Here is a 23,698-nt window from a genome sequence, read left to right on the forward strand (position 1 = left end):
AAACGAATAGACCGTTAGCGGAGGCATTAGATGAATAAAAAGATGTATATGTTTATAGGTGCTTTACTTGGAGTACTGCTAGCTACTTCTGGTGGAGCTGCGGCAGATCAAGTGAAATCACTAGTGGGGAAGACTGTTGCAGGGGTATACAATGTGAGAGTAAATGGAACAACATTGTCTGAAAACGCTATTGCCGTCGATGGTACAGCGTATGTACCTTTGCGTTCGATCTCAGAATCTTTGGGGGCGAACCTAGCGGTGAAGGGGAAAACTATTGAAATTGCAACAGGAACTCCTTCTTCTAATGTGGTTGTTAAAGAGCAGTCACAAGCAATAGCTTTGAAAGATAACCCATATACCAATTGGTCCAAGGAACTAATTGTAAAGCACATTGGAACTGTGGAGGAATTGATCGAAATACTTAATAATAATATTAAAAAATATGAAAAGTCATTGACTGATATCGATAGAAAAATAGGTGCGGCGGGCCACGATCAAAGACTTATTGAGCGATTTGAAAAAAGCGCCACTAAGACAAAAAAGGAATTACAAGAATCCAAAGACAGTTTATTAGAGCATAAAAAAGAGCTAGAACAACTTAAAGCAGCATTAGCTACTAAATAAATATGTAGTAATCTAGCAGCAAACAAAAATTATATACTGTATACACAAAAGCCCTCTTAAACAGAGGGCTTTTACTCTTATATAAGGGAATTAGTATTAGACTGCACTCAAACAAAATAAACGGCAGCTATGGACGAGAAAATAAAATCCTAGACTGCCGTTTTTTTATTGAACTATTGTGTCCCTTTAGTCAATCTCTTCCCTTTTCATAAAGGTTGTTGTGCAAAGCTTTCTGTCGTTGAAATCATGTCTTACTCCAAGTCACTTTGTAAAATTCTAATCCCCACCGAGTTCAACCGTTTTCGTAGCGACACGGTCATGAAATTCCCGATCATGCTCCACGAATACAATGGTCGGCGTGTACTCAAGCAGCAGCTCTTCAATTTGCATCCGGGAAATCACGTCGACAAAGTTGAGCGGTTCGTCCCAAATATGCAGATGAGCCTCCTCACATAGGCTTCTCGCGATTAGAACCTTCTTCTTCTGACCGCCGCTAAACGCCGATATATCCTTCTCAAACTGGATGCGGGCGAAATCTAGCTTACGCAACACGGCCTTAAATAAGCTTTCGTCAATTCTGTGCTCTGCTGCATAATCGGAAAGCGTTCCTCGCAGATGAGAAGTATTCTGGGATACATAGGAAACGCGAAGCTGCGGCTCCCGCTGAAACGTTCCTGTATAGTGTAGCGCCTCATCGTTGAGCAGGCGAAGCAAGCTAGACTTACCTGAACCATTTGGACCTGAAATTGCAATCCGATCTCCTGGTTCGATCGTCAGACTAACGTTCTTGCAAACCGCTCTTTCCCCGTAGTAAATCGTGACGTGATCCAGTATCGCCAGTTCCGATTTGGGATACACGAGCTGAGAGATCGCAAGGCTTTCTGACTGTTCGATATTTCGGAGCAGTTTCGATTTTTCCTCTAAAGCGGCGTGTTGCCGCTGTTCGATGGATTTCGAGCGTTTCATCATTTTCGCTGCCTTATGCCCGACGTAACCCTTGTCAAGCTTGGAACCGGAATTTCGTGTGCCGTTTTTTGATTTTTCGGTCTCGAAAGACCAGCCGCTAGTACGTTTAGCAGAAGCTGATAAACGCTGTATGTCTTTGTACAGCTTTTCGTTTTGTGCCATTTCGAACGTGTCCTGGCGAGTTTTGTTCGTCCACCAGCTGGAGAAGTTGCCTTTTTGGATTTCGATATTCGTTTTGTTGATCGATAGAATATGATCCACGCAGCGGTCGAGAAAAGCCCGGTCGTGTGAAACAAGAATAAAACCGCGCTTCGTATTCAGATAATCGGCGACAAGCTTGCGTGCGTGCAAGTCGAGATGATTGGTCGGCTCGTCGATGAGCAGAAATCGATTGTCTTGGATGAATAGCACGGCCAGCAATACCTTCGTCTGTTCTCCTTGGGACAGCGATTCGAATGGCCGGTACAACACGTCTTCTGAAACCTTAAGCAGGTTCAGTTCGCGCATCAACTTCCAGTTCTCATAGTTTGGCACGATCTCTTCGACGACGTCTAAGGTCAAATACTCAGGATGTTCGACGGGAAACGGAAAATAATCAAAGGCGACTGGTGTGGAGATCGTACCGCTGTATTCGTACTTCCCCTGAAGCAGGTTTAAGAACGTCGTTTTCCCCCGACCGTTTCTCCCCGTAAAGCCCAACTTCCAGTCTGTATCAATTTGAAAATGAACATTTTCGAATATGGGGTCATAGCTGCCTGGATAGGCAAAAGTAAGATTGGTCACCTGAATGGCGGGCATGGCAATCATCCTTTCGTTTGGAAATAAAAAAAGAGCCGCAAGAAAGGTGCTTTCTTGCGGCTCTAATCCATACGAGGAAATACGGCCCCATTCCAAGGGGCCGTATGACTGTCCGGAGAGGGAGCGCAAACGAAACGCAGAGCTTTCTTGCAGAGATGAAATAAAACGACCACAGCCGATCGCTGAGTCCGTTCTTTTCGTGATCTCGAAGCAAGAAAGTCCTACATGTATCCGTTCAACTCCCATCATCAAATTACATTCAGTTTATCACAATGGTAATTTAACTACAACCTGCGTAGTCTCGTTCGTAGGTCGACATGCTCCTTAGGTTGATTACTGTTATTCAACTATCCTGCTCGTTCGTATTAGCTTAATAACATATGGGTTTTTAAAATCCGTAGCGTTATAGCAGCAGAACCAATTTAAGATATAAGTATGAAAGCCTCTGATAACTCAGGGGCTTATTTTGCGTGCAAAGAAAGGTGAGATCAGTAATGGATATACTTACAATTCACGGAGTAAGAGGGTTTATTGATGGTAACGGCACGGCGCAATTGAATTTAGAAGATGTTTCTCGCGGGTTGGGTTTTACTCAAAGAGCTGCGAGTGGAAATGAGGTTGTGCGCTGGGAGAGAGTAAATAAGCACTTGTCGGAATTTGGGTTCATCCCCACAAGTGGGGACGCTGATTCTTCCCAACAAGCTGGGAAAGGGGATTATATTTCTGAAAACATCTTTTACCGCTTGGCGATGAAGGCAAGAAACGAAGTAGCTGAAGCATTTCAGGCCAAGGTAGCTGATGAAATACTGCCGTCAATCAGGAAGCATGGAATATATGCTACGGACAATGTGATTGATAATATCCTTAATAATCCTGACTTTGGAATTGAACTACTTACTAAGCTCAAGGAAGAACGCGCTGCCAGAGTACAGGCGGAAAGGACAAATGCAATCCTAATGCATGTAAACAAAACGTATACGGCTACGGAGATTGCCAAGGAACTCGGATTTAAGTCAGCAATTGCGCTTAACCATGATTTAGGCAATCGAAAGATTCAATTCAGACAGAATGATACATGGCTACTGTACAGCAGATACGCAGATTGTGGTTATGTTGAAATCAAACAAGAAGTTCTTGATAACGGAAAAGTGATCTATCACCGTAGATTTACTCAGTTAGGTCGTGAATGGCTTTTGAAAATTTATAATAAGGAACAATCAAAGGCATCTGTAAGTTAAAGGTGTCTTTTTTGCTGTCCAAGGAGGTGATGAAACCCATGGCAAAAATAAAATCTACATTGGATATACAACTAGATCTAACCAGACCTGTTGAGGATTTGACTGAGGTCATTTCCGCTGTAATTGCTTCACAGCCACATAAACGTAAAGAAATACTTAAGGGGTTGGATATAGCTGTAGGGAATGCATTAGCAGAGATACAGACCCAAGAAGAAAAGGAACAGAAAGTAGACGATGATAGCTCAGGAAAAGTTTCCTGAACGGAGAGACGGGGGAAGTAAGGTGGATAAGTGGGAGGTTTTTAAGTTCAGTACTGCTTTAGGAAGCAGCGCTGTGACGTATTTTTACGGTGGGTGGTCGGGAGTATTGGGGGTGTTACTTGCTCTGGTCATTATTGATTATGTGACTGGATTATTTGCCGCTGGCGCAGAAGGTAAGAAGGGGACCGGACCCGGTTTAAAAAGTAAGATTGGTCTTATCGGTATAGCTCGAAAGGTATTTATTTTTGCAATGGTAGCAGTATCCCATCTAATTGATGGAGTCTTAGGCGATTCGCACCTATTCCGGGATGCAGTCGCCTATTTTTATATGGCAAATGAACTGCTGTCGATAGTTGAGAATGGTGGCAGGCTTGGCGCGCCGGTCCCGTCGATCATTCGGCAGGCTGTTGAGGTGCTAAAGAGCAAAGGCGGTAACCAGGGAGGAGATAGTAAGAATGATAACACTGGAGCAGATAAAGAAAAAATCTGATAAGCGCTTGAGCGGGCTTCATCCGGTTTTTAAGATGACTCTTGAAAAACTGATAGACCGCTGTTACGCCCGTGGAGTCTGGTTGTTAATTACGCAAGGATTACGAACGTATGCGGAGCAGGATGCTTTATATGCTCAAGGGCGTACGAAGCCAGGGCAGGTGGTCACTAAAGCACGGGGTGGATGCAGCAATCATAATTTTGGTTTTGCGGCCGATTTCGCGCTGCTGTTGCGTGACGGTCGTACGGTATCCTGGGACACCTTAAAGGACGATGATAAGGATTCGCTTCCTGACTGGAGCGAAGTCGTTGATGAAGCTAAAAAGCTTGGCCTTGAATGGGGCGGCGATTGGCGTAGCTTTAAAGATATGCCTCACCTGCAGATGGTCTTTGGAATTACGACGGCTCAATTTCGGGCGGGCAAGCACCCAACTCAGGCCCAGCTTGATGCAGCTTTAATGAAGATTAATAAAACGGAGGATGAGGAAATGACAGCAGAAGAAAAGGCAGCGTTTAAGGAGCTGCAAGCAATCGTTCAAAAGCAGGCTGACCGTATCAAAACGCTGGAGACAGCAGCTAAACAGCCTAAAGTACCAGCGTGGGCAGAACAAGCCTGTATCAACGCCAAGGCCTCAGGTGCCCTGGATACCGCTAATGATGGATCTTATGACTTTTACCGCATGGTCACGCTACTTGATCGAACAGGTATTTTCAACGGGAAAGGGGATAAATAATTATGATTGAACAATACATTACAACCATTGCACTGTCCGTTATCTGCTTGATTACTATCGGAGCTTTGACATTAGGCACGGTAGTATATCGCAAGCTCAAACCAATTTATGAGGCTCGTTTCAGTATTGAGCAGCGCAACCGGATCGGGCAACTGGCAGGGGATGCATACGCTTGGGTAGAGCGTAATTATGCTGGAGCTGGCGCGAAAAAGTTTCACGAGGCTGTTAAGTACCTAACCGTCAAGCTGGACCAAATTGGCGTATCCATCAAACCGGAAGAAATAGAGGCAGCCGTTCAGAAGGCTTGGGAAGAATTTAACCCAAACAAAATTAAATCAGTTTAAGTATTTACAGAATCACCCAAACCGATTATACTTTCCATATAAATCCGAAAGCATCGGTGATACCCTGCTGGCATACGCTGGTGGGGTGTTTTTCTGTTTTATAGGGGGAGGAATACATATGTTTAAATGGATATTCACCGTACTAATTACAATCCTATTAGCTGGTTGTAGTGTGCAACAACAGGAAGCAGCCAGACCCAGCAAAACAGACCCTGTAGCCGTTCCGGTAACCCAAGTATCGGCGGACACGGTTAAGCTGGAATTTCCGTCAGATCGCTATCCTGAAACGGCCCAGCACATCAAGGAGGCCATTGCAGCAGGTAAGTCACCAGTATGCACCATAGACCGCGAGGGGGCAGACCATAACCGTGAGTTGTCATTGAAAGGTGTACCCACCAAGAAGGGCAAGGATCGCGACGAGTGGCCTATGGCGATGTGCTCCGAAGGTGGAGAAGGTGCAGACATTAAGTACATAAGTCCAAAGGATAATCGTGGGGCAGGTTCATGGGTAGGCCACAAGTTGGAAGAGTATAAAGATGGAACGAAAGTGGAATTTATTATTAAATAAAATTCTCTTCCAATGTCTTTTGACAAATTTTATAAATGGACTTATCATTGTAATGATGTCCGGCCAAAATATAAAAGCTCCTAAAAGCATGCAATATTGCGATAAAGGAGACTGGAAATGAATAAATATTTCTATAGACTATTTGTCTTACTAATTAGCGGAGTATTATTGATAACGCTGGTGGGAATCCTGGGGAATAGTCTTCTGTTCTATTTTTTTATGAAGAGTTAAAGTGAAAATAATGAATGGGTACAAAAAGTATAAGAAGCTGTGTTATCGAAATTAGTTAAAAGATATTAAAGATACGCGATTAGACTTTTAGGGGTGTTTTGGTCGGCTCCCTAAATGGGGGCTGATCATGGCACCTTATAAACAAATATAATTATCTAATCGATTAGATAGTTGCAAAAAGAACTCTACTGGCCTTAATAGGTCGTTAGAGTTCTTTTTGTTTAAGGAATTATCAAGTCAAACACCGAATAGCTAATTAAGGGGATCAGCATAATCTATATATAGTATTTACAGAATCACCCAAACCAATTTTACTGATAACAACACATACGGAAGCACCGTTGTGCAATCCGAAAGCATTGGTAACACCCGACTAGCTAAGCTAGTCGGGTGTTTTGTGTATTTCTACAATTAAATTCAATAAATAAAGTTCAAAAATATGTTAAAGTGTAAAAAAGAACATAATTGTATAATAATTCAAGTTGTATTATTATTGTAAATATTGGTTGGCCAACCATACTTGCTAAAAATAAAACATAGAGGTGCTAACTTGAAGAGAATAGCTAAGTATTTTGCCGCAATTTTATCCGTTATTTTATTATTTAATATTTTTGGTTTGACTGCAAGTTCAGCTGAAGAAATTACTCATCAGTCTGAAGAAGTTACTAAGGAATATGACAGACAATTGGATAAAGTGTATGAAGAATACAAGGAAAATCAGTCTGGCGTTCAATCTGAATTTGATCAAAATCACATTACTCCGTTTGCAGCTCAACCAGCATCAATTGGTCATATAATTAAGTTTACAATACAACAACTTTTCAAAAGAGGTAGTTCTGTTGCTGTTCAAACCACAACAAGAAATGTTATAACAAACTTAACTAAACATGCCATTGAAGAAGCTATTAAAGATGGAATTACTACTCTTATGATTGACAATCTGCTTGAAGGCAAAGCATCCGGTATGCGAGCAGTTGAAAAATATGTTGATATTCAAACAGGAGCTCGTGTTGTCTATGACCCTAATAATAAAATAATAGCCATTTTGGATAATAGCGCGAATGATGTAATCACAATTTATAGCGATAACGGTAAGGACACTATTAATTATCGAGTAAATGTGAAAAAACGTTGGTTTAAGTCTATGTGGAATTTTAAATAAAGAGGAGAGAACAATGGCTATTCTTAAAGACAAAAATGAAGAAGGGACATGTGTTGAATTTACATTCAAATATCATATCCCGGGTGAACGTGAAGGGTGTCAGCTCAATTTTAAATACTTCAAATCGGATAAAAAGATATATGATTTGGATTTTGGGTGGACAAATATCACTGTTAAGAATTATATTGAAGCCACTTCGCAATTCCCCGTAAAAAGTTTAAATGGATCGTATTCATCATTCGAGAAAGATCTTTATGAGTTAAACTGGGAAGAGGTTGACTCCGGCACCCTATACAAGCTGAATTTTTACGGTTCTCAACAAGATTTCTGTCTTTTTGCTACTAAAGAAGCAATAAGACAGTTCGGTGTCGATTTGCAGGCGGATTGGGATCAGGCTCCATTACATTAAACTTAAAATTAAGGCTCGCTAGGTAACTGCGAGTCTATTTTTGTCGTTGGAGGAATTACCACATTATTCATCGAATAAATGACCGAGGTGATCAGCATGAACCATACATATAAAGTGTTAAAGTCGGATATAGAATTATTTGCAGCTGCATTAAGCCAGGTGAGAGTATATGTTGTTCAGCCGCTGGGTGAGGGTTTGATAGATATCGTGGACTACGGCGGACCGGTCGAGAAATACACACCGGAGTCGATCAAGATTAACGGATCTTATTTCTTCCGTAAGCAATTTGAATTTAGAGTAGATGTGAAAAAGGACTCCGCTGGTATGTAACCAGTATGGAGTCTTAAAAATTACAGATGCTTTTATAAAATATTTTAACAATCAAAAATCGACACATATATACATAATATTACAATATTAAGCATATTGAACCGTTGTGAAATGGGTATTTATTCTTATTCAATTCTAGTATATTTTGATTATAATGATCCTTTATCCATAATATTCAATTTTGTGGGTGTAAAATAATGAATAAGAATAGGAGATAATACGTGAAAAAGAAATTGAAAAGTTTATCTTTGTTAGGTGTAATAGCTTTATTGTCATTAGGTTCTAGTTCAGTTTCTGCAGAAAGTGTTACTGAAGCAACTTATGAGAAAGCGATCGACCCTTCGGGAATAGTAATTTTTGCAGAGGCTAAATATCCCGGACCAGGGACTTATTATGAGCCCTATATGACAACGAGAGAAAAATCTACAGATTTTTCTATGGAAGTATCTAATACTGGAGCGGGCACAACTTCGGTAACGAGAACGGTAAGTATACGCAAATTTGCAGATGTCTCCATTGGTGGTGAGACTGAGCTGAATGTTATGGCCCAAAAAGTTAAAGCATCTCTTGAGGTAAAAGCCGGAGTAGATTCTACTAAATCAGTTAGCATTACATGGTCTATTCCAGCGAAAAGTGTTTATACTATTAAAGCTGGGAGTGTAGTGGTAAAAACAAGTGGCTATATCGAAAGAGCTAATAGTTCTGGTGTGGTAGTTAGCAGCACTTATAACTCTGGACATTGGACTACTTCCGAGTTTTCCGATAGTGTATTTGTAAGAAGTTTGTAATAATTTTATAGGAAACCAATATCCAATCTGGTTTCCTTTTTTTATACTTCAAGGGGGTGACAGAGATCATTTTAAGAAAAACTAGTTTATGGATTTTAGTATTTGTAATTATAACTCTGGTTGCCTGTAGCAGTAATAATAAAGAGATGGTTACAGATAATAAAAAACTTAATCCTAGCAATAATGTAAACAATGGGACAACTAAGAGCAAAAGTGAAGCAAGAAAGGAAGATCAGAACAATGAAAAGAGTGAGCCTTTTTTAACGGGGACTCATTTTGAAGACCCTAACGCCTTTCTTGTCTATGATTTTAAAATGTCACACGATTCCTCTGATAACTCAGTTTCCTTTCGTGTAACTTATAAATTTGGAGACACGCCTAGAAAATATATATTGGAGGGTAAACATCCATATTATTTTTATATAAGTGTTCCAGAAAGTTTAGCTAAATATTATACTTTGCCTGAAACTATACCAGTGAAGGGTGAAGAATTAATTTCAGATGACGATAATCTGAAATACCAAGTTGATATCAAAGCCTCGCTAAAAAAAGAGTTACCAAAAGATGTTATTAGTTCTATAATTAATAAACCACAAGGATATTCCATAACTGTATTTGAAAATCCGGATTACCCGGCTAAGCGTATAGTAGGTGTTTATGAGTTTGTGAGCACACTCCCTCCTAATACCTAAATTTAATCTCAGATAGGGCTTATATTAGTTTGTAATAATAACTGGTATGAGTCTTTTTAATTTTCTACAATACGCCCGACATACCTTTCAGTATAGGATTCAGAAGATTAACATATTTCGGAGGTGCCATATGGTAAAAGGATTTGTAAGAGGATTAATTGTGTTTTTATTGGCATCCATTTTTTCCGTTCAGGGCGTTTACGCTGAACCGGCGGTAATCAGCCAACAAGCAGCTGGGTATACGTTGGAGTTCCCAAGTTCACGTTACCCTGAAACCGGAGCACACATTAGGGATGCCATTGAAGCCGGACATTCTGCTGTATGTACAATTGATCGGGATGAAGCTGAGGAAAACAGGAAGGAGTCTCTAAAGGGCTATCCGACTAAAAAAGGATATGACCGCGATGAATGGCCAATGGCAATTTGTGCTGAAGGCGGTGCAGGTGCAGATATCCGATACATAACCCCTAGTGATAACCGGGGAGCAGGATCATGGGTAAGTCATCAGTTAGATAAGTATGCTGATGGAATAAAGGTAAGATTTATAGTGAAATAAAGAAGAGAGACTCTAACGGTTAGCGGCCAATAGAGTCTTTTTTATACCCATTAAAAAATAATTATGCAAATATTTAGATTATATTTATAGATTAGCAAGTTTATGTTTAGACACATTTCCTCAATTAAATTATTCTTAGTTCTATTAAACATATTGGAGGATTACCTTAATGAAAAAAGCATGTATAACAATTTTATTTTTAGTTCTTTTATCTCTTCCGGTGTCGAATGCTTTTGCAGCCGAGACAGAGTATTCAGAAAATTTAATTCCAAAAATGACATCTAACAATTTGCCATCTGGAGTGGCAAGTGCGAGCAACGAATTTTCATACGCATATAGATCTTTTGATGGGGATTTTGCTACTATCTCTAGTGCTTGGGGATCTAACGAAAACACTGCATGGTTAAGATATGACTTTCCTAAACCTGAAGTTATTGAACAATACGTTATATATCCACAGACAACGGCAACCGACCGGGCCCCTAAAGATTGGACTTTTGAAGGCTCAAATGATGGGGTTACTTGGAACGTGCTAGACACTCAGTCAAATATCACAGAATGGGTAGATAGCACTCCAAAAAAATTCACTTTTTCTAATTCTAATTCATACAAGGACTATAGAATTAATATTACAGCAAACAATGGAAGTCAGTATATAACTCTTGGCGAATTAGAGATGATGTCTAAGGTCTCAAGTTCCACTCCTAACCCAGGAACAGAGGAACCGACTCCGAACGGGGATCGTGCAATTCTAGTAGTCACCATGACAACAGGATTGGAAAAAGAATTCGACCTAAGCATGAAAGAGGTCAATGACTTTATCGCATGGTACGAAGGTAAACAGGCTGGTTCTGGATCAGCATCCTATGCCATCAATAAACATGACAACAATAAAGGCCCGTTTAGCAGCCGAAAGGATTACATGCTATATGATCGTATCCTTACATTTGAAGTAAGTGAATATTCTAAATAAAATTGAAAAGCTCTGCTAACCTTATGGTCGGCAGAGCTTTTTGTTTTATTAGACTATAAACTCCGTAAACACCGGACTCCGCAGTAGCCCCGCCTTAGTCCAGTTCCGTATTTTAACGCGTGCTTTAATCTTCGGCTCCACGTAAACATACTCGCGATCCTCACCAGTTATTAACTGCTTGCTAACGCCATAGAACGCTTTTTTATGCGTTGGTGTGGCTCCAAACTCAATGATACCGGATGGACGCATCTTTCCACCACTCGATGTCGGAACTCCTGCCAGCCATCCAAACTCAGCTTTCCGATAACCTGTTATGAATACGTCGGCATAGGACCAGTTAATAACCTTCTGCCACGCGGCTGAACGGCGACTGACGTACGTACTATCCTTCCGTTTAGCAACTACGCCTTCCATATTGCGCGCTTGTATCTGATCGAATAATGCTTCCCCAGCACCTTCGATATAAGGAACAATCCCGAAATTAGCGTTAGGAAGTGTCAGTTCGGCGAGTATAGCCTTGCGCTCCATTAGTGGTAGAGAGCGTAAGTCTTCGCCTTTATAGCTCAGAATATCGAATACAACGAATGTAACCGGCAGGGAAGCGGTTAGTTGCATGATCTTGTCCGTTTTCTTCGCCTGGAAGCGTGACATAACGGATTCAAAATCGGATATGCCAGCCATCGGATCAACGCAGGCAATTTCACCATCCAGTACGACATCATAGGGGAACAACGCGCTAGATATCTCAGGATACTGGCGCGTGCAATCGTTGTTATGGCGCGTGAATAAGCGTACAATGCCGTTCTGTTGCGAATATATTAAGCGGTGGCCGTCTATTTTCGGCTCAAAAATATAACGCGAATCTGAGAATGGACCCGCTGCTGTTTCAAGTAACATTGGAGAAATAAACAATTAGACCACCTCAAGTTAATTATAACGCTCATTTATGCAGTAGTAAGGCGGTAAGTATTGGAGAGAAAAAGCTCTGCTAACCTTAATTGGTCGGCAGAGCTTTGTGTTGAAGGGATTACCATACCGTTCATCGAATAAATTATTGAGGTGATCAGCATGAACCATACATATAAAGTGTTAGGGTCGGATATAGAGCCGTTTGCAGCAGCATTAAGCCAGGTAAGAGTATATGTGGTACAGCCGTTGGGTAAAGATTTGATAGATATTGTGGATTACGGTGGAGTAGTGGAGAAGATTACACCGGAGTCGATTAAAATTAACGGATCTTATTTCTTGTGTAAGCAGTTTGAATTTAGAGTAGATGTGAAAGGCTCAACCGGGTAACTGGTATGAGTCTTACTAATACCCAATAAAAAATAAATATGCAAAAATATAGATTATATTTATAGATCAGCAAGTTTATGTTTAGACAATATGAGAGTGTTAATCTATCTTTATGGATATAGAAGATATTCATAGGGGGCTAATAATCATGTCAAAGAAATTTTTGACTACCGTTCTAACTTTTTTTCTAATTAGCATCATGTTACTACCATCAGTTACACATGCAGCAACTAAAACAGTCGAGGGAATGCTTGGGTTTTCACCTCCAGATGGAACTACTGTAAAATCTAGCAGGAATTATACAACGGATTTCAATGCAGAAAAGGCAATTGATGGAAATATACAAACGCCTTGGAATGCCGGGACCTACAAAGGAAATATTGAATTAAATTTTCCAACTGCTATTGAGTTTAATTTTGTCCATATCACCACTAATGCATCACCACCAAGAGCAGTTTCATATACAATCTACGGACTAAAAGAGGGTAAATGGGTTCAAATAAGCGAAAGTATAACTCATACTTTGAAAGCTGCAAATACAACGCCACCCCCTATTAAGGTAAAGCAGGGCGCGTATAGTGGTATAAAAATTGATGGAGATGGTGGTTCGTCTTGGTTAGCAATTACCGAAATCACTCTGGGAACGTTTGAAACCATAGATCTTACAGGCCAACCACAGAATGCGTCTGCTAACTTGAACTGGAATACAATTAAAGAAGCTACGAACTACAAAATTAATTATGGAACCCAATCCAATAAATATTCTGACTCAATTTCTGTAGAAAAAGATTCAGAAGGTAACTATGTCATTCCAAATTTGACGAACGGGACGACTTACTATTTTCAAGTAGTAGCTATTTTTAATGGAGTCGAGACTGTTGTTTCTAATGAAGTTGCAGTTACACCAAATGAAGCTAAAACGACTGAGCCGACAACACCTGACAATCCTTCAACGGGGGAGCCAAGTAAACCAAGCGAACCTGGTACAACAAATCCTGGCGAACCATCGACTGGTGAGCCTACTAATCCTCAATCACCATCAGGTAACCGCGCTATTTTGGTAGTTACTATGACATCAGGATTGGAGAAGGAATTTGACTTAAGCATAAAAGAGGTCAATGACTTTATCTCCTGGTACGAAAGTAAGCAGGCTGGTTCTGGATCAGCATCCTATGCGATAAATAAGCATGACAATAATAAAGGTCCATTCAGCAGCCGTAAGGACTACATGCTATATGATCGTATCCTAACATTTGAAGTAAGTGAATACTCTAAATAAATTAAAAGCTCTGCTAACCTTAATTGGTCGGCAGAGCTTTTATCGTTTCTAACAGGTCTGTGTTAGGCTAGCATATATTTCGTTTTAGCTTCTTCATATAATTTGCCGAGGTTACGAAACTCTATTGTCGCCCTTTACCATGTTGAAAATATGTTTACTATTTAATATTTTTCGTATATATTAATATTTGGAAATTAGTTTTTCACAAATATTTCCTACAAAACTAGATTGAATTAACAGAGGAGATTATTTCAATGAGCATTTCATTAAGAATAGAACGCAAATCCGGTGGTGAACCAATCGAGTTTGTAAAAGGTGAAATCATTGGCTTTACTTATAAGAATAATAGTTCCATAAACCTTTCAGCTAAGTCTCCAAACTTGGCTCATTCGCTACATATTCGAAGCAAAATTCCGCTTCATTCGCTTCCTTCAGTTATAGACAATGCGGATAATTCCAACATGCTGTATACATGGGCAAACACAGAATATAAACCTGATAGTGAGGATTACTATCGCAAATGTAATATCCAAATCGTTAGAAATGAAAACACAATCCGAGATATTACGTTTACACACGCTTATGTAGATAAGTATCAAGAACAGATTGATACCAGCAAAGAGATCCTTGAGTTTGAACTTGTTTTAAAACAAAAAGAAGATCAATTGGGAAAAATTCAATACAGTCCTCAGTTAGAACCTAAGGAAACAAGAGAAAAGGATCAGTCTGATGTCTCGCCAAAAGTACTGGAAGGTGCATATAGTAAGAATATGTTAGTGTATGCAGGAAATAATACTTTTCCGTTTGAAAATCCTATGGTAGAACTAGAAAAGACTTGGGTACGAGGCGTAGAGAAGGTAAAAGATTCGACAGACACTGTAATACATTTTCCTGATCGTAAAGCATTTACATTAGTAGCTGTTCCTATAGCTCGAAAGAAGTACGGGGACATCACAGCCAATTTACTTCAACATTCCCTTGATTACAAACCAGGACATTTACACTTTAACGAGTGGTCGTATGAAGCGCAGCAAATTAAAAAATCCAAAGAACATAATATGTATGTAATTGATAAAGCAGTACAAAAAGCTAACGACAAAAAAGTTAAAAGTTTTTCAAGTGATGGGTCTATTGCAATTGAAAGTGACAGAGATTTGTATAACGCTTTTCACAAAATGAAGTACAAAATAGATGGAACATATGTAAAAGGACAATGGGAAATTACTACAATATATTATGATAAATATAATTTTGAATATAATTTTAAACAAATGTTTACTGGGGACAACAAACTCGGTTGGGCTGCGGCCAATCTAACAAATTTAATGGAATCATGGGGAACACTCAATGAGTATACATCTTATGTTACAGTAACTGATACAAAAAAGGCTTGGAAGTGAGGTGTGAATTGCAGATGAAACGCAGATACAAGATTTACATCTTGATCTCTCTACTAGTTATAACTACTACTATAATTTATCTGGCAAATTCTGGAGACGACACGATGAGGAAGTACCCTTATGGAAAAGATACGTTAGAGTTTTTTGGAGATGGGACTTTTCAGATTTACAGGGGGGAAGGAGCGGGTGAGCCTCCAATACTATACACTCATCAAATTGAAGCTCCTAATTCAGTGATTGATAACGTTCTGTCTTATAAAATAGAAAAAAATATCGTATATGTGGTTGGTGAAAATAGCTTCATTAAATTGGACTCAAGTACCAACACATATGAGAAAAAGAAACGGATTTCCGACTTTACTTCCAAAGATAGAGAGATATTTAATAAATTAACGGAAAAATAGAAGCTATCATAAACAAATGTGGTAGCAAGGGAGATTTAACTTGTTCACAAAGGTTAACTTAACATGCGCTTTAGTTGAGCTATTGTTATGTAAGTATTCTAAATTTATAAAGAATGGTTACCACCAGTGGTGATATTATGATTATTAAAATTGAAGGTTACTTTTTTCAGAATTTGATTACTGGTCCCCTATGCACACAAGAAGAACTATATCAAAAGTATATACAAGCAAAAATGCTGAGTCTTAATATTAGAGATTTACCTGATATATTTTGTCGACTTCATAATTTTGATCGATTACGTTTTGAAGATGACACAGAGGTTGGTTTCGTGATTGATACAGATACGGACAGGATATACAGACCGATATATTGATGTTTAAAGCGGTTTATCCAAAAGATATGTTCCTATCTCCTTTAATTACAAGTAATGAAGGACTCACATAACTAGCTAACGGAACAAAAAAATAGATACATAATAAGGAGAGGTCTTATAGCGGTGGGAAAATATACTTGTCCTTGCTGTGGTTACAAAACCTTAGACGATGAACCGCCTGGAACCTATGATATTTGTGAAATTTGTTTTTGGGAAGATGATGGTATTCAGTTTGCAGATCCTGATTATGATGGAGGGGCAAACATAGTATCTTTAAGACAGGGCCAGCAAATTATAAAGTATTTGGCGCTTGCGAAGAAAAATGCATAGAGTTTGTGAGAAAAGCCTTAGATAAAGATATACGCGACCCGAACTGGGAACCCTATAACTAACTGGAACGCTAGTTCAAAATTGAATTCTATTAATTAAACAAGCTCGGGACCTACCTGGGGCTTGGTTGTGGTATAATCTGGATTGTGCGACAAAACGGCTATAAAGGGCGGTCGGCTAATCTCCCGGAAGGGAGGTGACGCCATGGAAGTTAAAGACACGCTGATGTTGATGATTCAATTCGCAACGTTGGTGATTCTGATACTTTCTTTCCATAAACGGAAATAGACCGCCCTGGCGAGGATACGGTCTATTTCTGGATCAAACCTCAATTGCTGACCGCTCTTATAGCGGTAAGTCGTACAGGGGAGCGGTAGTAGCCGTTCCCTTTTTCTATTCTTATGTTATCATATTCATTTTATACAGGCAATGGAATTACCTCTGTTGACAATAGTCATAATGGTTATAGAAATATTAAAACCCCGGATTGCTCCGGGGCTCTTTGTGCATTACTTCTTCTTTTCAGTAATTTTAAGACCGACTTTCTCTTTTGCTTGCATTAGTTTAAGAACACCTTGCATTGTGTCCTGATCTGCTAATTTGATATTCTCTTCGAAGTCATTCATATAACTAGGTTTTTGTTCATCAAGATATGAGAGTACTGAATTAAATGCTTCACTTTTAGAGTAATAGGCAGTTGCCAAGTGTCTTTTGGATTGTTCAAGAAGATCTTTAACCTCAGAAGGCAAAGCATTTGGAACTTCAAGCTCATTATATTGTGACATTAACGATAAAGCTGTATCTTTTGCGTCCTTAGTTGATCCATATACCGTCAACACGTCAGTCTTACCTTTACCTAAGGAATCCATGTCTGATTTATATTTATTGAATACAGTTGCTCCACTGTTCTCAACACTAAAAAATGTGTTCTCAAAATTAATAACCAGTTGCTGCTTCATTTTTTTATCTGCTGCTTCTTTCTTAGGATCAGAAACAGCGACAGGCGTTTCAATTTTCTTTTCTGGTGTGGATTTCTGCGTGGCATCTACCGGAGTGGATTGTTTTGTACCCGTATCACTAGCGTTCTTATTCTCTTCTTTATCTTTACCCATATTACCTATTCCGCTAATCACAATAACAATAATGACCCAAAACCACCACTTCTTATAAACAGGTTTCTTCAAGCTTTTTTTCTCCCCCTAATGGATCAGTAATATATTCCATATATAGTCTATCAGACCTAGGAATATTTTTCTAGCAAAAAAGTTTTAGATACAGCATGCAAAAAGTCTTGTCTAGAACATATGTTCGGAATATAATTTCTACATAACACATCAGGAGGCTACATACATGTCGAAAAAATTAGAAGGTAACGGCTTATGGGAAAGCAGTCGGATTATCATACCAGAACACAAGGAAGCATACTTAAAACTCATGCAAGACCGCCAGCGGAGAGGCAAGCCGGAACTTGACGATCAGGAAGTCCGGTTGATCGAGCAAGCGCTTATAGAGTCCTACAACACACGTCAACCTGTAACACTGGTGGTTTTTAGCCCGTTCGATGACGAAGAACTCAAAGGTGTAATCACGTCTATAAATACTGCTCGCAGGGAAGTAAAACTGTTTCGTGGCGAAGATGATTATAGTTGGATCAAGTTGGAGGATATTATTTCAGCAAGTATCTAGCAGATAAATCTAGAGAATAGTAAAATATCCGTGCGATTTTTGTAATAAAAGTATATATATTGGAAAATGTTCATGGTATATTTATCCTAGAACTAAATACCTAGGGGGATATCATGAGAAGTAATGGAAAGGGAAAAATCATAGGAATTATCTTTGCAGTAATTGTAGCTGTTGCAATTATTAAGTATTTAGGATTGCTTATTATAGCAGGAGGGCTTGGCTACTGGGGGTATAAAAAATATCAGAATGCTAAGAGAGAAAATCAGAAGAGTAAACTAGCCATAGTTTTATTTTCACTTGCCGGGATTTTCTTTTTAGCGTTCATCGGGAATCTAACGAATGTTAAGCAGCAGGAATTAGTGAATAAAGCACCAGCTGTTCCAGCTAAAGTAGAACAAACTTCTGTGGTACCTACTACAACTAAATCTGAGCAAACTTCAAACATTGTTTCTACCTCAGCATCTAACGAAAAGGCGGATTCTGAACAACCAAAACGTATTCCTATAACTTTAATAGCGGGAACGGATGGAGATACATTTAAAGCATCAGTTCAAGGGAAAGAGGAAAAGATTCGACTACTCCTAGTAGATACGCCAGAAAGCGTAAAACAGGGTACACCAGTCCAACCGTTCGCAAAAGAAGCTTCGGCTTTTACGCTGAAGCAATTAAAGCAGGGTAATCTTTCCCTAGAGCTTGATGTTTCAAAACGAGATAAGTATGGTCGTCTACTTGGTTATGTATGGGTTGGAGATAAGATGTTGAATGCAATGTTAATCGAGAAAGGTTATGCTCGGGTGGCCTACATAAATCCTCCAAACGTTAAATATGTCGATCAATTCAAGGAGATTCAAGCTACTGCTCAAAAGAGTGGAACAGGCATCTGGAGTATTGAAAACTATGCGCAAGAAGATGGATTCAATCAGAAGGCAGCTCAAAAGGCAACTGCAAAGACTGAATCTAAAAGTAATGATTCAAGTGTAAAAGAATCTAAGCCTAAAGTAGTTACTCCTAAAAAGGAAGTCGTCCAAACTTATTCTGAACCAAGAGAATCATCAAGCAATGTATACTATAAAAACTGTTCTGCGGTTCGTGCTGCTGGTGCCGATCCAATTTATGAAGGTGAACCAGGTTATAGTAGGAAACTGGATCGTGATGGTGATGGAGTAGCTTGTGAAAGATAATCTTTGTTAAAAACTATTCCTCGGTGCATATCCGAGGAATTTTTATGATTTCATTAATTAATACTACACTCTACAAAAAGAGGGATGAGAATTTTGATTGAGATTAGTATAGATGAAAAGGAAGCGAAAAAACTTATATTGAAAAAAGTTTCGGAGTTGGTGGAAGTAGTTGATGCTGAATATATATTTTGGGATACAAAAGAATTGAAGAAGAGAACTTGTATGAGTTGGAATGCAATCCTCGATACCTTTTTTTACGATCCGAGATTTATCAAACGGAAAATAGGGAGGAAATGGTATTTTCCGGCTCGTGAAACGAGAGCCTTCTTAGAACAATGGCTTTTAGAACAATAGATATTTTAAGAGGCTTGTCTATAAGGTTATTTTTGCTTGAATTTTATATAACTTCACGTAAAAAAATTACCTTACATATGCACAATTTATACCAAATTACACTGCTAATTGGATTGCCACTCATTGGTAGCAAATGTAGTATTAAAAGTGTGCTTGTTACCAATTATGCGAAGGGGTTATGTGATATGTGGGAGCCTATAAGGTTCTTGCTTTTTTCAACTGTAGAAACTTTTGCAGCGTTCGTTTTAATGTTAACTATTTTCAGAGTTAGGGCATTAGACTATGTATGGCCTGCATTGTTTATTGGATTAATAATGAATTTGCAGAGCTTTATTTTGAGGGAAGAGACATCGTTATCTTTCTTTGCTCCAACCATAAACATTATATTGTTCACATTATTGATAACCACTGTTGTTAGAATGCCAATTATTTGGGCAGCTATAATATCCATTACAGGCACATTTCTATATACGTTATTCCAAGCGGTAATTATATTGATGCTCTTTGGTACATTAACAACTGAAATGCAGACTTCAGCAGAAGGATCATTGGCGCAAGCAGTAACTAGCGCATGGGTGTTAGCTGTTTCGTGGTTTCTGTATAAATTTAATATAGGCTTTACAGCAGATTATGAAAATCTCCGTTTTAGGTGGGAACATGTACTTGTTGTTATCTTAATAATCGGGGTACTAGCTGCTTGTACATTTATGTTTTACTTTAACAATTTCTTTCTGAGTATTTTATTCATAACCCTAGCATCTGTAATGTTTTTGTATTATGCATTAAAAACGGAGCGTGATTACCATAAAAAGTCTTGACTCCATCGCTCTAGATATAGCAACACACATCAAAACTGTTGTCCCCGATCATCCAGCACCCGTAAATGTTTTAAAACATGGGATAGCCGTTACGATCAACACAGTTTCAATTGTTTTGCTAACTATTGGTATTTCAGTTTTTACGGATAAGATACAAGAAGCTGTGCTGGCAATGATATCTTTTTCGATGCTACGTCAAACTGTAGGAGGCATACATTTAAAGAGCAATATAGCGTGTATTATTGTATCTACAGTTCTACTTACCGCTTTATCTTTTGCAAGTTTTAATTACAATTGGATCGTCATTACTTCGATAATAAGTATTGTACTTGTCTTGGTTTACGCACCATCACGGCTAGAGGGGAAGACACGCATATCAAAGCGACACTACCCATTGCTAAAATTTTCGGGAGTTGCAATTATTGCACTTAATTTGTGGTTGGCTTTACCGGTAGTAGGCGCTAGCTTTTTTGTTCAGAGTTTAACACTAATAGGAGGAGGTGTGAGAAATGAAGAAAAACAAACTGAGTAAAGTAAAGGCTGGTATGTATTACAATATTGCTGCAATGCTAACAACACTTGCTGTTGCGTCAGTTAGCACAGCAAGTCTTTCTTGGATTCATAGCCCCGAGCCACCGAAAGAATTGTTGAAATAAGCGAGGAATGACAAAATGCTAAGTTTAACAGTATCGGCAGACCCTGGAGGTATTGATCAAGGCGAAAACGTACAAGTGGATAAGGTTCTTTTTATATCTAAAGGGCGTAAGAGAGACCAGATTTTAGTTCACACAATTGAAAAGACTTACTACATGATTGGAACCCTTAGACATTGGGAAAACTTTTTGAACAGTAACGGATTCCGTTTTTTGAATGTGGACAGAAGTAACACTCTTAATGTAGAAAAAGTAAAAATCGTTAATGGTATTTTCAAAGATGCTTACTTTGAGTGTGATATAACAAAAACCTCAAAAAGGTGCCCTATTGCGTATCATCGGTTTGAAGAGGTTATAAAAGAGATGGGTTTCATTAATTCAGACATAATATTCACGGGAGTTGCTACTAGATAGCAACTCTTTTTTTTGTTGAAAATATTGTATTTAAATGTCGAAAAATGATACACATCCAGCGCCTGAATTTATGTTGCCAAAGAACCTAATAATGGGATTTAATATATGTTAGTGGATATAATTCTTAAACAAGGAATAAAGTAGAGGAATGATGAATGTTATTGCTCCGAATATAATATGGGAAAAGTGATTACTAATTACTACCCATTCGTATAGATCTTTCATCCTACAACCGAAGAATTGAGCAGCGTGTACATATCTTTTAGATTTTATTACCGTCATTTCTTAGAAGTGAGAAATAATGCGCTGTGGTCAGTAGATCTTCGCACATATTCCGTTGGGATCCAACTTTTCTGTTTTAGAAGGAAGTAAATAAGATTTTAGCTTGTCAGTAAACAACGATTTAATTATACGATTTAGGAGAGGTCTATTATGGTAATTTTATTAAATGAAGAAAACCAGATGAAAATCAAAGGAAATGATACTTTTACTTATTCTGTTGAAAACGGAGGTATTAAGGAAGTACAAGTACAGTCAATAGTGAATGAAGTTTGGAGATATGGCGGGAAAGAAATATCACACGAACAACTCATAAAAATACTAAATCACATAAAAGTTCTTGCATCACAAGGATAAAAAAATAGCTTTAGCATATGACCACTAAAGCTATTTTCTTGACCGCATTTTGACCGCGCTTTTTAAAGATTTAAGTGTATTTGAAAGTATATTGATAATCTGAACATAATATATTTTGCAGTATACTCAAGAGAGAAAATATGTTGAAACCCAAAGGAATACTGAGTGCTTTTGTATCGCACCCAAGTACATCAATGGGAACGCGATCAATATCTGACTCTTTACTAAAATGGGAAATCCCTTGGCGCTCTAAGCGTTGAGGGATTTTTTGTGTGTGGTAGGTAAAAAAATTTATTAAGTTGATTTATAATTGCCCCCTAATTGCCCCCCAAAATTTTTATTATCAGAATAAATTTTCAGTAACAGACTCATAGTTCTCCATGCTATTCATCTCTATTTTTTTGGAGATGTGTGCATAAACGTCGGCTGTTATTTGGATGCTACCATGTCCAAGCCACTCCTGTACATACTTCATTGTAGCCCTAGCTTCAAGTAGCAATACCGCATGATTTTATATATGCGTTTGCCCGAACAGAAAGCATAACGCCAATCGCTTTCAAGGGAAAAAATTTCAAACTAACGTTGAATGCAAAATATGTGTTGGATGTCTTGAAAGTCTTAGAAAACGAAGTGACTACACTCGGGTATACTGGCTCTTCTAAACCATTCACTCTCGAGAGTGACAGGAAGCTATGGATAAGAGACAGATTTCTGTTTTTGAAAATATGCTAAATGATATTTTAGGAGCTTCAGCTAAACAGCAAGTGTCTTTTGGATAAGGACATTTTGAGGATTGAAAACAGATAGTAGAACTTACAGGAATATAACCAAAAGTCCACATGTTAAAAAGAAGAACCCAAAGAGAATCGATACAGAGCCTCTAAATTTCATGTCATCAATGTAAGCATCACTTGGTTCTGAGTCCCCTTTGATCTTCCAGGCTTCGTTTGCACGCCATCCCCAAGTGGGATTTCGTTTACTTAAAATACCAAGCGAGAAAAAAATAATCGCAATAAGAATAAGCATGAATCCCATTGGATCAGCCCCTTTAAGTAAACTATACCAAAAAAGAACGATAGATGGAAAGTATCGTCCCTCAAGGAAAGATAGAAGAAAAATAAGAGGGCTTTGCCCTCCATGTGATGGTGCAATTTTAATCTGAGTAGGCAACAGCATTAAAACTCTCTATTCCTATTCGGGTAGCATCTGCTGTGCAAAATAGATATAAGGTATCCACCAATTTATTTGATGGTGGTAGAGGGACATTGTAATCGGAAGCATTTATGGTGACGACCTGTACAGCGTTTGGGTTTGCTTCGGAGACACTTACAGAGTAAAGGGCGTAAGCAACAAGCGAATCGAAATTGCCTCTAACAATGGAAAAAGAAATAACGGAGTCAAATGGTGGAGGGGTAGGAAATGCAAGCTCAGCTATCCCGGATAATTGTACACGCATGTTTTCCCCTGCGCCCGTTACATCTAAGCCAAGCTCAGCAATGGCAACGGGAGTATTGGCTGGCAAGGGAATAGAGATTGTATTACCGTAACTTGCGTTTTGAGATGTTCGAGCATCTAACAATCTAGTCATTATCTCATCTCCCTTTTTGGGTAAAGGATTTGCAAGCTGGAAATATAAAAATACAGACAGTGTAGGATTTGGACCGGTTAATTGAACTGGATATTAAGCTTCAGAAGGATGAGCTGTAATAAT

The 23,698-nt window shown here is 38.7% G+C and carries 33 protein-coding genes and 1 pseudogene; 29 read left to right on the forward strand and 5 right to left on the reverse strand.

The window, feature by feature from the left end; all coding sequences use genetic code 11:
* Nucleotides 1-30 precede the first annotated feature (30 nt).
* Nucleotides 31-624 carry a stalk domain-containing protein gene (locus C1T21_RS17010; RefSeq protein WP_103049090.1) on the forward strand — a complete coding sequence of 198 codons (594 nt, stop codon included), beginning with the start codon at nucleotides 31-33 and terminating at the stop codon, nucleotides 622-624.
* Nucleotides 625-900: 276 nt separating this feature from the next.
* Here C1T21_RS17010 and abc-f read toward each other — a convergent pair whose 3' ends face one another.
* Nucleotides 901-2,388 (reverse strand): ribosomal protection-like ABC-F family protein, encoded by a 1,488-nt coding sequence (abc-f, locus tag C1T21_RS17015; RefSeq protein WP_103049254.1) that lies wholly within the window; start codon nucleotides 2,386-2,388, stop codon nucleotides 901-903.
* A gap of 494 nt (nucleotides 2,389-2,882) precedes the next feature.
* On the opposite strand from abc-f, the gene C1T21_RS27570 reads away from it, so the two are divergent.
* The 13 genes from C1T21_RS27570 to C1T21_RS17080 all read left to right on the forward strand — a co-directional run bounded on the left by C1T21_RS27570 (nucleotide 2,883) and on the right by C1T21_RS17080 (nucleotide 11,162).
* On the forward strand, nucleotides 2,883-3,626 hold the full coding sequence (locus C1T21_RS27570; protein ID WP_146032503.1) for a phage antirepressor KilAC domain-containing protein: 744 nt from the start codon (nucleotides 2,883-2,885) through the stop codon (nucleotides 3,624-3,626).
* 38 nt (nucleotides 3,627-3,664) lie between these two features.
* Nucleotides 3,665-3,886, forward strand: coding sequence for a hypothetical protein (locus C1T21_RS17025; protein ID WP_025724077.1), 222 nt, complete (start codon nucleotides 3,665-3,667; stop codon nucleotides 3,884-3,886).
* Nucleotides 3,861-4,376, forward strand: a complete 516-nt coding sequence (locus C1T21_RS17030) for a phage holin family protein (protein WP_103049091.1) — start codon at nucleotides 3,861-3,863, stop codon at nucleotides 4,374-4,376. Before C1T21_RS17025 ends, C1T21_RS17030 begins: the two co-directional genes overlap by 26 nt.
* Nucleotides 4,342-5,109, forward strand: a complete 768-nt coding sequence (locus C1T21_RS17035) for a M15 family metallopeptidase (protein ID WP_180984604.1) — start codon at nucleotides 4,342-4,344, stop codon at nucleotides 5,107-5,109. The genes C1T21_RS17030 and C1T21_RS17035 overlap by 35 nt, the downstream gene beginning before the upstream one ends.
* 2 nt (nucleotides 5,110-5,111) lie before the next feature.
* Complete coding sequence (locus C1T21_RS17040) at nucleotides 5,112-5,453, forward strand: phage holin, LLH family (RefSeq protein ID WP_103049093.1); 342 nt, start codon at nucleotides 5,112-5,114, stop codon at nucleotides 5,451-5,453.
* 118 nt (nucleotides 5,454-5,571) lie between these two features.
* On the forward strand, nucleotides 5,572-6,021 hold the full coding sequence (locus tag C1T21_RS17045; protein ID WP_103049094.1) for a NucA/NucB deoxyribonuclease domain-containing protein: 450 nt from the start codon (nucleotides 5,572-5,574) through the stop codon (nucleotides 6,019-6,021).
* 781 nt (nucleotides 6,022-6,802) lie between these two features.
* The gene (locus C1T21_RS17050; protein WP_103049095.1) at nucleotides 6,803-7,414 is read left to right on the forward strand and encodes a DUF4258 domain-containing protein; all 612 of its coding nucleotides are present in this window, start codon (nucleotides 6,803-6,805) and stop codon (nucleotides 7,412-7,414) included.
* A 13-nt stretch (nucleotides 7,415-7,427) separates the two neighbouring features.
* Nucleotides 7,428-7,823, forward strand: coding sequence for a hypothetical protein (locus C1T21_RS17055; RefSeq protein WP_076158291.1), 396 nt, complete (start codon nucleotides 7,428-7,430; stop codon nucleotides 7,821-7,823).
* Nucleotides 7,824-7,919: 96 nt separating this feature from the next.
* A complete protein-coding gene (locus tag C1T21_RS17060; RefSeq protein ID WP_103049255.1) occupies nucleotides 7,920-8,153 on the forward strand; it encodes a hypothetical protein in 234 nt (77 codons plus the stop codon).
* A 221-nt stretch (nucleotides 8,154-8,374) separates the two neighbouring features.
* Nucleotides 8,375-8,941, forward strand: coding sequence for a hypothetical protein (locus tag C1T21_RS17065; protein WP_075154293.1), 567 nt, complete (start codon nucleotides 8,375-8,377; stop codon nucleotides 8,939-8,941).
* 56 nt (nucleotides 8,942-8,997) lie between these two features.
* Entirely contained in the window at nucleotides 8,998-9,633 is a 636-nt protein-coding gene (locus tag C1T21_RS17070; protein WP_258012504.1) for a hypothetical protein, read from the forward strand.
* Nucleotides 9,634-9,763: 130 nt separating this feature from the next.
* Nucleotides 9,764-10,189 (forward strand): NucA/NucB deoxyribonuclease domain-containing protein, encoded by a 426-nt coding sequence (locus tag C1T21_RS17075; protein ID WP_103049096.1) that lies wholly within the window; start codon nucleotides 9,764-9,766, stop codon nucleotides 10,187-10,189.
* 169 nt (nucleotides 10,190-10,358) lie between these two features.
* Nucleotides 10,359-11,162 (forward strand): discoidin domain-containing protein, encoded by an 804-nt coding sequence (locus tag C1T21_RS17080; RefSeq protein WP_103049097.1) that lies wholly within the window; start codon nucleotides 10,359-10,361, stop codon nucleotides 11,160-11,162.
* Between the two features lie 48 nt (nucleotides 11,163-11,210).
* On the opposite strand, the gene C1T21_RS17085 is transcribed toward C1T21_RS17080, so the two are convergent.
* Nucleotides 11,211-12,074 carry an ATP-dependent DNA ligase gene (locus tag C1T21_RS17085; protein WP_103049098.1) on the reverse strand — a complete coding sequence of 288 codons (864 nt, stop codon included), beginning with the start codon at nucleotides 12,072-12,074 and terminating at the stop codon, nucleotides 11,211-11,213.
* A 156-nt stretch (nucleotides 12,075-12,230) separates the two neighbouring features.
* Between C1T21_RS17085 and C1T21_RS17090 the strand changes: the two genes are divergently transcribed.
* From C1T21_RS17090 to C1T21_RS28485, 6 genes and pseudogenes are all read left to right on the forward strand, one after another.
* The gene (locus tag C1T21_RS17090; RefSeq protein ID WP_103049099.1) at nucleotides 12,231-12,458 is read left to right on the forward strand and encodes a hypothetical protein; all 228 of its coding nucleotides are present in this window, start codon (nucleotides 12,231-12,233) and stop codon (nucleotides 12,456-12,458) included.
* Nucleotides 12,459-12,606: 148 nt separating this feature from the next.
* Entirely contained in the window at nucleotides 12,607-13,737 is a 1,131-nt protein-coding gene (locus C1T21_RS17095) for a fibronectin type III domain-containing protein (RefSeq protein WP_258012505.1), read from the forward strand.
* A gap of 254 nt (nucleotides 13,738-13,991) precedes the next feature.
* Nucleotides 13,992-15,137, forward strand: coding sequence for a hypothetical protein (locus C1T21_RS17100; RefSeq protein WP_103049100.1), 1,146 nt, complete (start codon nucleotides 13,992-13,994; stop codon nucleotides 15,135-15,137).
* Nucleotides 15,138-15,241: 104 nt separating this feature from the next.
* On the forward strand, nucleotides 15,242-15,541 hold the full coding sequence (locus tag C1T21_RS27390) for a hypothetical protein (protein ID WP_258012506.1): 300 nt from the start codon (nucleotides 15,242-15,244) through the stop codon (nucleotides 15,539-15,541).
* Between the two features lie 497 nt (nucleotides 15,542-16,038).
* Nucleotides 16,039-16,307: pseudogene (locus tag C1T21_RS17115) on the forward strand (CPCC family cysteine-rich protein).
* A gap of 142 nt (nucleotides 16,308-16,449) precedes the next feature.
* A complete protein-coding gene (locus C1T21_RS28485; RefSeq protein WP_223822117.1) occupies nucleotides 16,450-16,533 on the forward strand; it encodes a putative holin-like toxin in 84 nt (27 codons plus the stop codon).
* 221 nt (nucleotides 16,534-16,754) lie between these two features.
* On the opposite strand, the gene C1T21_RS17120 is transcribed toward C1T21_RS28485, so the two are convergent.
* Nucleotides 16,755-17,429, reverse strand: coding sequence for a hypothetical protein (locus C1T21_RS17120; RefSeq protein ID WP_103049102.1), 675 nt, complete (start codon nucleotides 17,427-17,429; stop codon nucleotides 16,755-16,757).
* A 166-nt stretch (nucleotides 17,430-17,595) separates the two neighbouring features.
* Between C1T21_RS17120 and C1T21_RS17125 the strand changes: the two genes are divergently transcribed.
* The 9 genes from C1T21_RS17125 (at nucleotide 17,596) to C1T21_RS17170 (ending at nucleotide 22,719) form a co-directional block, all read left to right on the forward strand.
* On the forward strand, nucleotides 17,596-17,931 hold the full coding sequence (locus tag C1T21_RS17125; RefSeq protein WP_103049103.1) for a YolD-like family protein: 336 nt from the start codon (nucleotides 17,596-17,598) through the stop codon (nucleotides 17,929-17,931).
* A gap of 113 nt (nucleotides 17,932-18,044) precedes the next feature.
* Nucleotides 18,045-19,112, forward strand: a complete 1,068-nt coding sequence (locus C1T21_RS17130) for a thermonuclease family protein (protein ID WP_103049104.1) — start codon at nucleotides 18,045-18,047, stop codon at nucleotides 19,110-19,112.
* Nucleotides 19,113-19,205: 93 nt separating this feature from the next.
* Nucleotides 19,206-19,466, forward strand: a complete 261-nt coding sequence (locus C1T21_RS17135) for a group-specific protein (RefSeq protein ID WP_071558635.1) — start codon at nucleotides 19,206-19,208, stop codon at nucleotides 19,464-19,466.
* Complete coding sequence (locus C1T21_RS17140) at nucleotides 19,448-20,284, forward strand: hypothetical protein (protein WP_258012507.1); 837 nt, start codon at nucleotides 19,448-19,450, stop codon at nucleotides 20,282-20,284. Before C1T21_RS17135 ends, C1T21_RS17140 begins: the two co-directional genes overlap by 19 nt.
* Nucleotides 20,262-20,816, forward strand: a complete 555-nt coding sequence (locus C1T21_RS17145; RefSeq protein ID WP_071558637.1) for an accessory gene regulator B family protein — start codon at nucleotides 20,262-20,264, stop codon at nucleotides 20,814-20,816. The genes C1T21_RS17140 and C1T21_RS17145 overlap by 23 nt, the downstream gene beginning before the upstream one ends.
* Complete coding sequence (locus C1T21_RS17150) at nucleotides 20,794-20,940, forward strand: cyclic lactone autoinducer peptide (RefSeq protein ID WP_071558638.1); 147 nt, start codon at nucleotides 20,794-20,796, stop codon at nucleotides 20,938-20,940. The genes C1T21_RS17145 and C1T21_RS17150 overlap by 23 nt, the downstream gene beginning before the upstream one ends.
* 15 nt (nucleotides 20,941-20,955) lie before the next feature.
* Nucleotides 20,956-21,351 carry a LytTR family transcriptional regulator DNA-binding domain-containing protein gene (locus tag C1T21_RS17155; RefSeq protein ID WP_103049105.1) on the forward strand — a complete coding sequence of 132 codons (396 nt, stop codon included), beginning with the start codon at nucleotides 20,956-20,958 and terminating at the stop codon, nucleotides 21,349-21,351.
* A gap of 432 nt (nucleotides 21,352-21,783) precedes the next feature.
* Nucleotides 21,784-21,987 carry a hypothetical protein gene (locus C1T21_RS17160; RefSeq protein WP_071558640.1) on the forward strand — a complete coding sequence of 68 codons (204 nt, stop codon included), beginning with the start codon at nucleotides 21,784-21,786 and terminating at the stop codon, nucleotides 21,985-21,987.
* A 549-nt stretch (nucleotides 21,988-22,536) separates the two neighbouring features.
* Nucleotides 22,537-22,719, forward strand: coding sequence for a hypothetical protein (locus tag C1T21_RS17170; RefSeq protein WP_258012529.1), 183 nt, complete (start codon nucleotides 22,537-22,539; stop codon nucleotides 22,717-22,719).
* 81 nt (nucleotides 22,720-22,800) lie between these two features.
* On the opposite strand, the gene C1T21_RS28075 is transcribed toward C1T21_RS17170, so the two are convergent.
* Entirely contained in the window at nucleotides 22,801-23,163 is a 363-nt protein-coding gene (locus C1T21_RS28075; protein WP_223822083.1) for a DUF6199 family natural product biosynthesis protein, read from the reverse strand.
* Nucleotides 23,141-23,575, reverse strand: coding sequence for a hypothetical protein (locus C1T21_RS17185; RefSeq protein WP_103049106.1), 435 nt, complete (start codon nucleotides 23,573-23,575; stop codon nucleotides 23,141-23,143). Before C1T21_RS17185 ends, C1T21_RS28075 begins: the two co-directional genes overlap by 23 nt.
* Nucleotides 23,576-23,698 lie beyond the last annotated feature (123 nt).

Origin of the sequence: Paenibacillus sp. F4 (genome assembly GCF_002894905.1) — a bacterium.
Taxonomy (GTDB): Bacteria; Bacillota; Bacilli; order Paenibacillales; family Paenibacillaceae; genus Paenibacillus; species Paenibacillus polymyxa_B.

Bases quoted from the DNA above. Each gene is read 5' to 3' on its own strand.
- C1T21_RS17010 (WP_103049090.1), top strand. From the start codon at position 31: ATGAATAAAAAGATGTATATGTTTATAGGTGCTTTACTTGGAGTACTG.
- abc-f (WP_103049254.1), bottom strand. From the start codon at position 2,388: ATGCCCGCCATTCAGGTGACCAATCTTACTTTTGCCTATCCAGGCAGC.
- C1T21_RS27570 (WP_146032503.1), top strand. From the start codon at position 2,883: ATGGATATACTTACAATTCACGGAGTAAGAGGGTTTATTGATGGTAAC.
- C1T21_RS17025 (WP_025724077.1), top strand. From the start codon at position 3,665: ATGGCAAAAATAAAATCTACATTGGATATACAACTAGATCTAACCAGA.
- C1T21_RS17030 (WP_103049091.1), top strand. From the start codon at position 3,861: ATGATAGCTCAGGAAAAGTTTCCTGAACGGAGAGACGGGGGAAGTAAG.
- C1T21_RS17035 (WP_180984604.1), top strand. From the start codon at position 4,342: ATGATAACACTGGAGCAGATAAAGAAAAAATCTGATAAGCGCTTGAGC.
- C1T21_RS17040 (WP_103049093.1), top strand. From the start codon at position 5,112: ATGATTGAACAATACATTACAACCATTGCACTGTCCGTTATCTGCTTG.
- C1T21_RS17045 (WP_103049094.1), top strand. From the start codon at position 5,572: ATGTTTAAATGGATATTCACCGTACTAATTACAATCCTATTAGCTGGT.
- C1T21_RS17055 (WP_076158291.1), top strand. From the start codon at position 7,428: ATGGCTATTCTTAAAGACAAAAATGAAGAAGGGACATGTGTTGAATTT.
- C1T21_RS17060 (WP_103049255.1), top strand. From the start codon at position 7,920: ATGAACCATACATATAAAGTGTTAAAGTCGGATATAGAATTATTTGCA.
- C1T21_RS17075 (WP_103049096.1), top strand. From the start codon at position 9,764: ATGGTAAAAGGATTTGTAAGAGGATTAATTGTGTTTTTATTGGCATCC.
- C1T21_RS17080 (WP_103049097.1), top strand. From the start codon at position 10,359: ATGAAAAAAGCATGTATAACAATTTTATTTTTAGTTCTTTTATCTCTT.
- C1T21_RS17090 (WP_103049099.1), top strand. From the start codon at position 12,231: ATGAACCATACATATAAAGTGTTAGGGTCGGATATAGAGCCGTTTGCA.
- C1T21_RS17095 (WP_258012505.1), top strand. From the start codon at position 12,607: ATGTCAAAGAAATTTTTGACTACCGTTCTAACTTTTTTTCTAATTAGC.
- C1T21_RS17100 (WP_103049100.1), top strand. From the start codon at position 13,992: ATGAGCATTTCATTAAGAATAGAACGCAAATCCGGTGGTGAACCAATC.
- C1T21_RS27390 (WP_258012506.1), top strand. From the start codon at position 15,242: ATGAGGAAGTACCCTTATGGAAAAGATACGTTAGAGTTTTTTGGAGAT.
- C1T21_RS28485 (WP_223822117.1), top strand. From the start codon at position 16,450: ATGGAAGTTAAAGACACGCTGATGTTGATGATTCAATTCGCAACGTTG.
- C1T21_RS17125 (WP_103049103.1), top strand. From the start codon at position 17,596: ATGTCGAAAAAATTAGAAGGTAACGGCTTATGGGAAAGCAGTCGGATT.
- C1T21_RS17130 (WP_103049104.1), top strand. From the start codon at position 18,045: ATGAGAAGTAATGGAAAGGGAAAAATCATAGGAATTATCTTTGCAGTA.
- C1T21_RS17140 (WP_258012507.1), top strand. From the start codon at position 19,448: ATGGCTTTTAGAACAATAGATATTTTAAGAGGCTTGTCTATAAGGTTA.
- C1T21_RS17150 (WP_071558638.1), top strand. From the start codon at position 20,794: ATGAAGAAAAACAAACTGAGTAAAGTAAAGGCTGGTATGTATTACAAT.
- C1T21_RS17155 (WP_103049105.1), top strand. From the start codon at position 20,956: ATGCTAAGTTTAACAGTATCGGCAGACCCTGGAGGTATTGATCAAGGC.
- C1T21_RS17160 (WP_071558640.1), top strand. From the start codon at position 21,784: ATGGTAATTTTATTAAATGAAGAAAACCAGATGAAAATCAAAGGAAAT.
- C1T21_RS28075 (WP_223822083.1), bottom strand. From the start codon at position 23,163: ATGCTGTTGCCTACTCAGATTAAAATTGCACCATCACATGGAGGGCAA.
- C1T21_RS17185 (WP_103049106.1), bottom strand. From the start codon at position 23,575: ATGACTAGATTGTTAGATGCTCGAACATCTCAAAACGCAAGTTACGGT.